The organism is Alteromonas sp. S005, assembly GCF_036864475.1.
In the GTDB taxonomy this organism is placed as follows: Bacteria; Pseudomonadota; Gammaproteobacteria; order Enterobacterales; family Alteromonadaceae; genus Alteromonas.
This window is the reverse complement of the sequence record NZ_JAZETN010000017.1, coordinates 103540-114483: the sequence shown is the minus strand read 5'-3', so window position 1 is coordinate 114483 and position 10944 is coordinate 103540. Positions and strand designations below refer to the sequence as shown.

The following is a 10944-nucleotide window of genomic DNA, read 5'->3' as shown; positions in this document are numbered from 1 at the left end:
TAATAATTTTTTAATCACATAATCTCTTTGCTACTCTACCAATCTGAATTCGTAAAACGTGCGTATTTATATTACACAGTTAAGTTGTTAACGCTTATTTATGGTGCAGTTTTCCTACATTGCGTTTAACAAAAATAGGTAGAACACCAAAGTAAAGGAGTTATATATGAGTAGCGGTATTGATACTAAGCATGGAAAATTACTCGCAGAATTGGTCGTTCCTTCCTCTTCATGGAAAGTTCAACCAGAGAAGCAAGACCCCTTTAAGTCACAAGAAGCTGCGATTGATTATTTAAAATCTAACAACGAGCCTTTATATCTTCATGTTCCTCTGGCACAGTCAGAGGATTATGTTCGCATTTGTGTTACTTCTCGTGACGACGATGTGGTATTTACAATCAAAGATATTAACAAAGGCGGCGAAACTTCACTGCACTACTCCCATATTAAGAATTTAGATAGCACCATTCGCACCTTGGTTTTGGAGTGTTGTGTCCAAAAAATTAAAGCCCTTTAGAAGGGCTTTTTTCTTTGCCAATCGACAAGAATACGCACTAGAAAAGAATACTAAGCCAAGTGAACACTGCCAACATCAGACTGATGAATACGGCTGCCGAGCCAATATCTTTGGCACGTCCTATTAATAAATGAATGTCAGTACTCACATGATCACATAGTTTTTCGATAGCCGTGTTGAGTAGCTCCGTGATCAAAACAATGAGTAAAGACATGACCAGCAAGATCCTCTCAATACTGGTTACATCTACACAAAATGCTATGGGGATTAGGATTACAAGTACTAATACCTCTTGCCTAAAGGCAGCTTCACTCAAAAACGCTGCACGAAGCCCTTTCATAGAAAAATAAGTGGCATAAACTACACGTAAGATTCCAGTACGCTTTGTTATCATATTAATTAATTACAAAATGACTTACTGCATGCTAGAACGCTAAACGAAATTCATTACATTTAAATGACGCCATGTATTTTGATTATTAAAGGGTTTTAAAGCTAACCAACCTTATTATTAATTTACACTTTTACGGCTAGTACATCAGTTTTCACACCATGCAAAACCGCATTTGCTGTTGAGCCTAGCAGTAAACGAAGCCCACTTTGACCATGGGTACCCACTACAATCAGGTCCGCATTAATCTTTTCGGCCATGTGATGAATTTCATCCGCCGGCGAGCCTATTTCTACGTTTATATGGCTGTAAGGTATATCGTGTTTTGCGGCAACATCCTTTAACTGTCTCTCTGCTTGCTCTCTCACCTCTTCGGTAAAGTCTCTTTCTAAAAACAGCCCATAAGGCTCTACGTTAGTTTGTGGATAAGCAACATATAGTAAATGAACTTTATGGCTGTTACCTGCAATAGTAATTGCTTTTTCTACCACAAGTTCGTAATCAGAATATACGTCGATGGGTACTAGGACAGTTTCATAGCTCTGCACTTTCGCTCTCCTCAGCTTTTTTATGAAGATCATTACAGAATTCAATACACCAATATAGTAGAACCATACAACTATATGTTCTTTGCGCTAAATCAATGTTTAGTCTTCAAACTCGTTCATACTTAATCCCATGCTTATCGCTTTTTACAAACGTTACACGTGTGGGGGAAATGATATGAAAAAAACCATAATATTTTTAGCAACGCTTTTACTTTTTGCCTGTGACCAAGGGCCAAAGTCGCCACGCGGCTTTAGCCTACCCGAGGGTGACATGGAGCAAGGTTATCAGGTATTTAAAAAGTATCAGTGCCAAGACTGTCATAGGATAGCTGGGGAAAAAGCGCCAGAAGACACTCAATATTTGGTAGCAAAACCAATTCCACTTGGAGGAAGTAGCGGCCGAATTAAAACATACGCGGAATTAGTTACTAGCATCATCAATCCTTCACACAAGCTCACGCCTCGTCAGCCTGCAAGCTTTACGAGTGAAGATGGAGTTTCATTAATGCGGGTTGTAAATGACGAGTTGACGGTATCTGAACTTATCGATTTAGTTGCATACCTACAGCCCAAGTATAAAGTTACACCCTATAGAACAAGTGACTACCGCTTGTACCAATTACGTATCCCAGAAAAGTCCAACGAGTAGCATCGCAATTTCTAGTGAAACTTGGCCACTAAGCCTTACCTACGATTTGCTAACTATCCGTAGAATGGCTTGGTGGCGTACTCCATCTAGCTTAATCTTAGTTGTGCATTAAGATACGTCCTTCGTTTCTTTTTCTATTTCAGCTAACAAGCTACACGGCATGAAGCTCTGCGCGTTCGCTTCTTTAAAATGTAGTTTGAATCTATCCGGCACCTCATCATTGAGAAAGCTGCCCGTTTTAACCAGCGGGAATATTTCGTCATAACGGGCGACGTTACATTGATCAACCCGTCTAAATATGTGAGTACGATTTAATTCACTCGTTTTAATATGGCCCGTTGACGAGAGGATATCCATCAGCGCATGAATTGTCTTTTTATGAAAACGGTAGACTCGCTCATACTTATCTTCTACGTTTAAACCTTTTGCTAATTTAGGGTCTTGGGTCGCCACACCGGTGGGGCATTTATTTGTATTGCAAGATAACGATTGCACACAACCAAGTGCCAACATCATTCCCCTAGCGCTGTTGCACAGATCTGCTCCCAAGCTCAGGTTTTTAGCCAACTGAAAAGCGGTAATGATTTTACCCGATGCAATTATTTTGATTTTGTCGCGCAGGCCAAAACCCGTCAGGCAATCGTCCACAAAAGCTAGTGCTTCACGAAGTGGAAATCCAATAGAGTTGGTGTATTCGAGTGGCGCCGCTCCTGTACCGCCTTCGCCGCCATCAACCGTTATAAAGTCTGGCGTAATCTCCTTTTTAACCATGGCCCTACACATAGCAATAAACTCACTTTTTCGGCCGAGCGCAAGTTTAATTCCAACCGGTTTAGACCCACTTAATTCTCGTAACTGGCTTATAAAATCAATCATTTCTAACGGCGTTGAAAAAGCTTTGTGTCTAGGTGGAGAGTCAACTTGAGTGCCAGGCTCAACGCCACGAATTTCCGCTATTTCGGGCGTGTTTTTATACGCTGGAAGAATACCGCCGTGCCCCGGCTTAGCGCCTTGGCTTAGCTTTATTTCTATCATTTTTACATTGTCGAGTTTAGCTTTTTCTTCAAAAAGAACAGGATCGAAACCGCCATCTTTGCTTCTACAACCAAAGTATCCCGTACCAATTTGCCAGACGATATCGCCACCGTTTTCGAGGTGATATGGGGTTAAACCACCCTCACCTGTGTTATGGTAAAACCCGCCTTTTGCGGCACCTTTATTTAGCGCCAAAATGGCATTTTTTGACAAGCTTCCAAAGCTCATTGCGCTTATGTTAAGTATGCTTGCACGATACGGCTTTTTGCAATGAGGACCACCTACCGTCACTCGGGGATCTTCATCCATGTCTTCCACTTCGCGAGCAGATAAAGAATGGCCAATCCACTCATAGCCATCTTTATAAGTATCAAGTTGTGTACCGAAAGGGACTGTTTCTCTACTGTTTTTCGCACGTTGATAAACAATCGAACGAAACATGCGGGAAATAGGTGCTCCGCCAGTATCGGTTTCTATAATGTATTGCTGGATGTAGGGCCTAAGTCCCTCGACGGTCCATCGTACCCTGCCAATTAATGGAAAGTTCTTTAAAATGGCATGTTTTGTTTGGAAGGCATCATATAGACCAAAAATGAGTAGCGTGACTGATAAAAGTAAAAACCACCACACGGGCGCCCACAACATGCCAATCACCACATTAAGGGCGACCAGCAAGATGAGTATGCTTAAAATTGTTAAACGCATTCAAAGTCCTTCTTAAGTTCGGCCATATCAAAATCAGATAATATGCCTATAACCCTGTTCAATACACCTTAAAACGAGAACTAGGTTCACTTTAACGATAAACAACTGATTAAGCGATTAAATCTACTAAGCCATATTTAATAACGCAAAGGTTACGCGTTACCAAAAACTAACTTATTGATACTTTTTTAGCTGCGAAAACAGGCTATTGCATGCTAGTCTACAAGCATTAGCTTATAAAGTTCACCCAGTGTTTTTATGTTGGGTTGAAAATAATGTGACCTGCAAAGGGCAACGGATTTTACGTTCAACATTTTTGAAAGGTAATTCATGGAGTATGCATTCCTTCTTTTCGCATTTATATGCGGCTTATCAGTAAAACTAATTGGCATCCCTCCTCTTGTCGGCTATTTGGTAGCTGGCTTTTTATTAAACTTTGCAGGTTACACACTCACTGAAGACTTAACCCAGATAGCCAATTTGGGTATTACTATTATGCTCTTTACCATTGGCTTGAAACTTAATATTCGCGATTTGAGTCGTCGAGAAGTTTGGGCGGGAAGTGTTTCACACACCTTAATATGGGTGGGCGTTATTACTTGTTGTGTTTATGCAATAAGTGCTGTTGCCGCCAATTTCGTTGACGGCCTTACTTGGAAAAGCGCTACGCTTATCGCATTTGCACTTAGTTTCAGCAGTACTGTGTGTGTAGTTAAGGTGTTAGAAGAAAGCGGTGAAAGTAAAACCCGTCACGGCCGCCTTGCTATAGGCATTTTAGTTATGCAGGACGTTTTTGCTGTTATCTTCCTTGTTGCAGCAACTGGAAAGCTCCCCTCTGTGTGGGCGCTTGCGTTGTTGGCCTTATTCCCAGCAATGCCAATCATAAACAAAATGATTAATAAGTCGGGCCATGGTGAACTGCTTCCGCTTACTGGCTTTATCCTCGCTTTGGGTGGCTATCACTTGTTTGAGTTAGTTAACATTAAAGGTGATTTAGGCGCTCTAGTCTTTGGAATCATGTTAGCGCAACATGAAAAGGCTTCGGAGCTAGCGAAGTCGCTGCTTAGTTTTAAGGATCTCTTCTTAATCGGTTTCTTCCTTACTATCGGTCTTACCGCCCTTCCCGATCTCAGTATGATTGTCCTAGCTATCGTGTTCTGCTTATTTATACCGTTAAAAGCAGCACTCTTTTTCGGCTTATTTACGTCACTTCGCCTTCGCGGTCGCACGGCTTACTTGAGCAGCTTGGTGCTTTCAAATTACAGTGAATTTGGGCTTATTGTTGGCGCGCTAGCCGTTTCATTAGGTTTATTGGCAAACTCTTGGTTAGTGGTGATTGCTTTAGCCGTCTCTATCTCATTCGTTATTACCAGCGTGCTCTATCGCAATTCTCATTCTCAATATCACAATCATAAACACACCATTAAACGTTTTGAGAAAAACGAGCGCTTAAAAGAAGACATTTATCCTACTCTTCACAACGCGGAGTTTTTAGTGTTGGGGATGGGACGAGTTGGTCGCGGTGCCTTCAATGCGTTATCTAAATTAAGTGATGTGAGCGTATGGGGAATGGACGCCGACCGAGTAAAAGTAAAAGAGTTGTCAGACGAAGGCTTAAACGTAATATGCGGCGACGGTGAAGATGTAGATTTGTGGGATAATTTAGATATTAAACAGATTCAGCTCGTTTTGCTTGCTTTGCCTTCTATACAGGACTCAATAAACATCACACGTCAGCTTAAAAACGCGGGCTATGTTGGGAAAGTTGCAGCCATTGCACGCTATGAAGATGAAGTGTCACATTTATTAGAAAATGGTGTAGATAAAGTCTTTAACTTCTTTACCGAGGCAGGGCTTGGTTTTGCTGAAGAAAGTCTTGCCTATGCGCATGCTCAACAGTAATGCTGTTCTAAATGCGAACAATGGATGAATTGAGAAACGTTATCGTTTGTAAACACCTGTTTTACAAAGGTTTTTTTGACATGCATGCATTTTAAGACTAAACTTCACGCAAATACGTTAATAGGGTTTACACAATGCAAGGTGATAAACAAGTTGTTGCAAAATTGAACGAAGTACTGACAAGTGAACTTACTTCGATAAATCAATACTTTCTGCACGCTCGTATGTTCAAAAACTGGGGTTTTTCTGAACTTAACGAAAAGAATTATAAAAAGTCTATCAAGGACATGAAGCAAGCAGACGATCTTATCGAGCGCATTTTATTCCTTGAGGGCCTTCCTAATCTTCAAGCGTTAGGCAAACTTTATATCGGCGAAGATACCGTTGAAATGCTGTCGTGTGATGCGCGTTTTCAAAAAGAACAGCTTCCACTACTTCGTGAAGCTATCGCGCTATGTGAAGAAAAGCAGGATTATGTTTCTCGTGATTTGCTTGAAGACCTTCTTGAATACGAAGAAGAGCACCTAGACTGGATTGAAACGCAAGAATACCAAATTGATGCTATGGGTATAGAAAACTACCTACAAGCGCAAGTAATGGGAGATGACTAATGAAAGGTAACCAAGCAATCATCAATGGCTTAAACGAACTACTCTCTTATGAGTTAGCTGCTATGGATCAGTATTTCATTCACTCTCAGATGTATCTTGATTGGGGGTTGAACAAGCTATACGAACGTATCGACCACGAATTTGATGATGAGCGTGGACATGCAACTAAGCTTATTGAACGCATGCTGTTTTTAGAAGGTACGCCTGACATGACGAAGCGTACAGGCTTCAAAGTGGGTAAAGATGTACCTGAGATGCTAGAAAGCGATTTGCGTGTTGAATATGAAGTTGATGCAAAGTTACGTGAAGTCATTGCGCTTTGTGAAACCGAGAAAGACTATGTAACTCGTGACATGCTAATTGTACTACTAGACGATACAGAGATGGATCATGCACACTGGCTAGAGCAGCAGCTAGGTCTTATCAAGCGACTAGGTATTCAAAACTACCTTCAATCTCAAATGTAAGAAATAGCGTTAACGCTACAGTTTACAGCTAATTAATAAAAGGCCGCACTTTAAAACAGCGGCCTTTTTTGTTTACTCTCCCTTCATTAAAGAGAGTCTGATTATATTTTAAACAATTACTGCTGCGTAACAAAATACAAATAGCTGGGACTGTCTTTATCTTTAATATTTAGACGTAGCTGCCATTTCATAACTGGCTCACTACAGCTTCCTAACATAAACCAACCTGACCATTTTCCTTCCCCGTCGTTATCTAAAAGCACGGGAATTTTGCCCATATACATGTTTACCCCTTCAATCCATGCACTTTCTATTTCCTCTCCTTCAGAAACTAAAAGCTTAACCGTTACTGACTCTTCGGCTTCAGGCATGGTTGAAAAAGTGGCAATGGCCAACTTGTCATCAATTAAGAATTCGCAAGTTTCATTGACAAAGTTGCAGCTATTTCCTATTCCATTAACTACATTTGTATCTTTTAATGCCGATGATTGGAATTTATGAGCAAGGTACACGCATACGGCTACGACGATAATTGCCACTAGCGGAAGCTGGGAATGTAAAAATTTTGATCGTTTATTGTTATCGTTATTTAGCATTTCTTAAATTTTGTGTATTTCTTCATTGACGGAGATCAAGCTTAGGTAGTTTATGGTATCTTTTTGTAATTAAAAACCTTATCATCCGCGTACCAACTGGCTTGGAGACAATAATTATTACTCTTTCCGAGCTCGGTGTGAAGCGTTATTCCTTAGCTGATACACGTCTCGACCGTACTATTCCGGCAGTTGGAGACCATAGTTCATTTGAAGTGGAAGATTCATTAAAATGAGTGAAATAAGCCAAGCACAACCTGACTACAATTATAAAGTAGTTAGGCAATTTACCATCATGACCATAGTCTGGGGTATCATTGGTATGGGCCTAGGGGTATTTATTGCCGCGCAGTTATTTGCACCTATGCTTAACTTTGACACACCATGGCTAACATTCTCACGTTTGCGTCCGTTGCACACTAACGCCGTTATTTTTGCCTTCGGCGGCTGTGCGCTATTTGCAACGTCGTACTACATCGTTCAGCGTACCTGCCAGGTAAGACTGTTCAGTGACAAACTTGCCGCATTTACCTTTTGGGGTTGGCAAGCCGTTATCGTTTTAGCTGTTATCACCCTGCCTATGGGTTTAACCAGCTCAAAAGAATACGCTGAACTAGAATGGCCAATTGATATCCTTTTGGCACTGGTTTGGGTCGCTTATATCATTAACTTCTTCGGAACCCTAGTAATCCGTAAAGTTTCGCACATTTATGTTGCAAACTGGTTCTTAGGCGCGTTCATGTTAACTGTTGCAATTCTTCATATTGGTAACAGCATGGCTATTCCGGTATCTTTCACTAAATCGTATTCACTGTATGCAGGCGCAGTAGACGCCATGATGCAGTGGTGGTACGGCCATAACGCGGTAGGCTTTTTCCTAACTGCGGGCTTCCTTGGTATGATGTACTACTTCGTACCTAAGCAAGCTGGTCGCCCGGTTTATTCATACAGACTTTCAATTGTTCACTTTTGGGCACTTATCTCTCTGTATATTTGGGCTGGTCCTCACCACCTTCACTACACTGCCCTACCAGACTGGACTCAGTCCCTAGGTATGGTGATGTCTATTATCCTATTCGTTCCATCTTGGGGTGGTATGATTAACGGTATTATGACGCTATCTGGCGCGTGGCATAAACTTCGCACCGACCCAGTATTGCGTTTCCTAATTGTTTCGTTGTCTTTCTACGGTATGTCTACCTTTGAAGGTCCAATGATGGCAATTAAGACCGTTAATGCACTGTCTCACTACACTGACTGGACAATTGGTCACGTACACTCTGGTGCCCTAGGTTGGGTTGCAATGGTTTCAATTGGTTCAATTTACCACTTAATTCCAGTGCTATTCGGTCAGCGCGCTATGTATAGCACCAAGCTAGTTAACGTACACTTCTGGTTCGCAACTATCGGTGTTGTTCTATACATCGTAGCAATGTGGATGTCTGGTGTACTACAGGGTCTAATGTGGCGCGCAGTAAATGCTGACGGTACGTTAACCTATAGCTTTGTTGAGTCATTAGAAGCGTCTAAGCCTTTCTATGTGGTTCGTTTCATTGGTGGTTGTTTCGTGGTAGCAGGTATGCTTGTTATGGCATACAACACATGGAAAACCGTTCGTGCACCTAAAGGCAGTATCGCTGCAGACCCAGCGACTCAGCCGGCGTAGTAAAGGAGACGAATAATGAAAAACGCACATGAGTTAATTGAAAAGAACGTCGGTCTGTTAACGGTATTAATCCTTATCGCTATCAGCTTCGGTGCCATGGTTCAAATTACGCCGTTGATGTTTCAACAGCAAACCATGGAACCGGTAACAGGCTTACGTCCATATACCGCGCTTGAGCTTGAAGGCCGTGATATCTACATCCGTGAAGGTTGTGTAGGTTGTCACAGCCAGATGATCCGTCCATTCCGCGCTGAAACAGAGCGTTATGGTCACTACAGCGTTGCTGGCGAATCAGTATGGGAACACCCTTTCCTTTGGGGTTCTAAGCGTACTGGTCCTGACCTAGCACGTGTTGGTGGTCGTTACAGCGACGAATGGCACCGAGTTCACCTGCTTAATCCTCGTAACGTGGTACCAGAGTCGAACATGCCAGGTTTCCCTTGGCTTGCGGAAAACACGCTCAATGGCGAGTTAACAGCTGAAAAAATGGAAGTATTCCGTGGATTTGGCGTTCCGTATACCGACGAAGATATCGCGGGTGCGAAAGCGGCAGTACAGGGTAAAACGGAAATGCAGGCCCTTATTGCTTATCTACAATCTCTTGGCACACATTTGAAATAATATGGACCAGGGAATTGTAGGCAGCATTTTTACTGTCATCGTCTTTGTAAGCTTCATCGGTGTTGTATGGTGGGCGTTTAGCAGCCGTAACAAGAAAAAATTCGATGAAGCTGCAAACCTAGTGTTTGCAGACGAAGAAAAAGAAAAATCAAAAGAAGATTAGCAGGAGTCTCGAACTCATGAGTATGTTTTGGACAATTTGGATTTCAGTGATAACCCTAGGGTTAATCATTGGTTGCTACTTCCTTCTTCGCTGGTGCCTTTCTAACAAGACTGGCGTAGCTGAAGGTGAGTCAATGGGCCACGAATTCGATGGTATTGAGGAGTTGAACAATCAACTTCCTCGCTGGTGGACAATTATGTTCTACATGACCATCGTTTGGGGCTTTTTATACCTAGCGCTTTATCCTGGCCTAGGTGCGTATGAAGGTATTTTAGGTTGGAAGAGCTCTAACCAAAATATCCAGTCGCTAGAAGAGTCAGTTCAAGCGCGTATTGACGCAAAAGAGCAAGGCTATTTAGTGGAGTATGACCGTGAACTTGATTTTGCTGCTGAGAAGTTCGACCCGATCTTCGAAGCGTATGCACAAGTTCCTGTTGAAGAACTGGCTAAAGACCCAGAAGCAAATAAAGTAGGTCAGCGTTTGTTCCTACAAAACTGCTCTCAGTGTCACGGTTCTGATGCACGTGGTCAAAATGGCGGCTTCCCTAACCTAACGGACAACGACTGGTTGTACGGTGGTTCAGGTGCGAAAATCGTTGAAACTCTTACGCTTGGTCGTAAAGCAGCTATGCCAGCATGGCTAGATGCTATGGGTGAAGACGGTATCGAAGAAGTGGTTAACTACGTACTTAGTTTAAGCGGTCGCGATGTGGACCCTCAGCTTGCTGAAGCAGGTAAAGCACGTTTCGCAGCGTGTGCTGCGTGTCACGGCATGGACGGTAAAGGTAACCAAATGCTTGGTGCACCTAACCTTACCGACAATATCTGGCTATACGGCGGCAGCCACAGAGCGGTAACAGAAACGCTTACTTACGGTCGTAACGGTGTAATGCCTTCATTCAAGAAAACCTTGGGTGATGACAAAATTCACGTTGTTGCAGCGTATGTTTACAGCCTTTCAAATGATTAATGATTTAAATCATTAAATATCTTAAAAAGCCTCGTTACTACGGGGCTTTTTTTATGAGAAAATACAGCCATATAGAGAGTGCTGTGGAAGCAACTTTTGTTCACTT

General features: G+C 42.2%; 13 protein-coding genes. 9 read left to right on the top strand and 4 right to left on the bottom strand.

From position 1 onward, the window contains the following. The first annotated feature begins 166 nt into the window (after positions 1-166). On the top strand, positions 167-517 hold the full coding sequence (locus V7R55_RS17025; RefSeq protein ID WP_334060449.1) for a hypothetical protein: 351 nt from the start codon (positions 167-169) through the stop codon (positions 515-517). Between the two features lie 37 nt (positions 518-554). Here the strand turns inward: V7R55_RS17025 and V7R55_RS17020 are convergent, their stop codons facing one another. Both V7R55_RS17020 and V7R55_RS17015 read right to left on the bottom strand, forming a co-directional pair. After that, positions 555-911, bottom strand: coding sequence for a diacylglycerol kinase (locus tag V7R55_RS17020; protein ID WP_334060448.1), 357 nt, complete (start codon positions 909-911; stop codon positions 555-557). A 122-nt stretch (positions 912-1033) separates the two neighbouring features. Next, positions 1034-1456 (bottom strand): universal stress protein, encoded by a 423-nt coding sequence (locus tag V7R55_RS17015; protein ID WP_334060447.1) that lies wholly within the window; start codon positions 1454-1456, stop codon positions 1034-1036. Between the two features lie 175 nt (positions 1457-1631). On the opposite strand from V7R55_RS17015, the gene V7R55_RS17010 reads away from it, so the two are divergent. Further along, complete coding sequence (locus V7R55_RS17010; RefSeq protein ID WP_334060446.1) at positions 1632-2105, top strand: c-type cytochrome; 474 nt, start codon at positions 1632-1634, stop codon at positions 2103-2105. A gap of 108 nt (positions 2106-2213) precedes the next feature. Here the strand turns inward: V7R55_RS17010 and V7R55_RS17005 are convergent, their stop codons facing one another. After that, positions 2214-3845, bottom strand: a complete 1632-nt coding sequence (locus V7R55_RS17005) for an FMN-binding glutamate synthase family protein (RefSeq protein ID WP_334060445.1) — start codon at positions 3843-3845, stop codon at positions 2214-2216. A gap of 330 nt (positions 3846-4175) precedes the next feature. On the opposite strand from V7R55_RS17005, the gene V7R55_RS17000 reads away from it, so the two are divergent. From V7R55_RS17000 to bfr (V7R55_RS16990), 3 genes are all read left to right on the top strand, one after another. Continuing rightward, the gene (locus V7R55_RS17000; protein WP_334060444.1) at positions 4176-5747 is read left to right on the top strand and encodes a cation:proton antiporter family protein; all 1572 of its coding nucleotides are present in this window, start codon (positions 4176-4178) and stop codon (positions 5745-5747) included. A 134-nt stretch (positions 5748-5881) separates the two neighbouring features. Further along, positions 5882-6358, top strand: coding sequence for a bacterioferritin (bfr, locus tag V7R55_RS16995; RefSeq protein ID WP_014949586.1), 477 nt, complete (start codon positions 5882-5884; stop codon positions 6356-6358). Beyond that, positions 6358-6825 carry a bacterioferritin gene (bfr, locus tag V7R55_RS16990; protein WP_014949587.1) on the top strand — a complete coding sequence of 156 codons (468 nt, stop codon included), beginning with the start codon at positions 6358-6360 and terminating at the stop codon, positions 6823-6825. The genes bfr (V7R55_RS16995) and bfr (V7R55_RS16990) overlap by 1 nt, the downstream gene beginning before the upstream one ends. 116 nt (positions 6826-6941) lie before the next feature. Here bfr (V7R55_RS16990) and V7R55_RS16985 read toward each other — a convergent pair whose 3' ends face one another. Further along, a complete protein-coding gene (locus V7R55_RS16985) occupies positions 6942-7421 on the bottom strand; it encodes a hypothetical protein (protein ID WP_334060443.1) in 480 nt (159 codons plus the stop codon). Positions 7422-7650: 229 nt separating this feature from the next. Between V7R55_RS16985 and ccoN the strand changes: the two genes are divergently transcribed. The 4 genes from ccoN to ccoP are packed head-to-tail and all read left to right on the top strand — an operon-like array spanning position 7651 to position 10838. Next, entirely contained in the window at positions 7651-9084 is a 1434-nt protein-coding gene (ccoN, locus tag V7R55_RS16980; RefSeq protein WP_014949589.1) for a cytochrome-c oxidase, cbb3-type subunit I, read from the top strand. Between the two features lie 15 nt (positions 9085-9099). Then, complete coding sequence (gene ccoO / locus V7R55_RS16975; protein WP_014949590.1) at positions 9100-9705, top strand: cytochrome-c oxidase, cbb3-type subunit II; 606 nt, start codon at positions 9100-9102, stop codon at positions 9703-9705. A 1-nt stretch (position 9706) separates the two neighbouring features. After that, on the top strand, positions 9707-9868 hold the full coding sequence (locus V7R55_RS16970; protein WP_014949591.1) for a cbb3-type cytochrome oxidase subunit 3: 162 nt from the start codon (positions 9707-9709) through the stop codon (positions 9866-9868). A 16-nt stretch (positions 9869-9884) separates the two neighbouring features. Continuing rightward, positions 9885-10838: a cytochrome-c oxidase, cbb3-type subunit III gene (ccoP, locus tag V7R55_RS16965; RefSeq protein WP_334060442.1), complete on the top strand. Its 954-nt coding sequence runs from the start codon at positions 9885-9887 to the stop codon at positions 10836-10838. Positions 10839-10944 lie beyond the last annotated feature (106 nt).

Bases quoted from the DNA above. Each gene is read 5' to 3' on its own strand.
- V7R55_RS17025 (WP_334060449.1), top strand. From the start codon at position 167: ATGAGTAGCGGTATTGATACTAAGCATGGAAAATTACTCGCAGAATTG.
- V7R55_RS17020 (WP_334060448.1), bottom strand. From the start codon at position 911: ATGATAACAAAGCGTACTGGAATCTTACGTGTAGTTTATGCCACTTAT.
- V7R55_RS17010 (WP_334060446.1), top strand. From the start codon at position 1,632: ATGAAAAAAACCATAATATTTTTAGCAACGCTTTTACTTTTTGCCTGT.
- V7R55_RS17005 (WP_334060445.1), bottom strand. From the start codon at position 3,845: ATGCGTTTAACAATTTTAAGCATACTCATCTTGCTGGTCGCCCTTAAT.
- V7R55_RS17000 (WP_334060444.1), top strand. From the start codon at position 4,176: ATGGAGTATGCATTCCTTCTTTTCGCATTTATATGCGGCTTATCAGTA.
- bfr (WP_014949586.1), top strand. From the start codon at position 5,882: ATGCAAGGTGATAAACAAGTTGTTGCAAAATTGAACGAAGTACTGACA.
- bfr (WP_014949587.1), top strand. From the start codon at position 6,358: ATGAAAGGTAACCAAGCAATCATCAATGGCTTAAACGAACTACTCTCT.
- V7R55_RS16985 (WP_334060443.1), bottom strand. From the start codon at position 7,421: ATGCTAAATAACGATAACAATAAACGATCAAAATTTTTACATTCCCAG.
- ccoN (WP_014949589.1), top strand. From the start codon at position 7,651: ATGAGTGAAATAAGCCAAGCACAACCTGACTACAATTATAAAGTAGTT.
- ccoO (WP_014949590.1), top strand. From the start codon at position 9,100: ATGAAAAACGCACATGAGTTAATTGAAAAGAACGTCGGTCTGTTAACG.
- V7R55_RS16970 (WP_014949591.1), top strand. From the start codon at position 9,707: ATGGACCAGGGAATTGTAGGCAGCATTTTTACTGTCATCGTCTTTGTA.
- ccoP (WP_334060442.1), top strand. From the start codon at position 9,885: ATGAGTATGTTTTGGACAATTTGGATTTCAGTGATAACCCTAGGGTTA.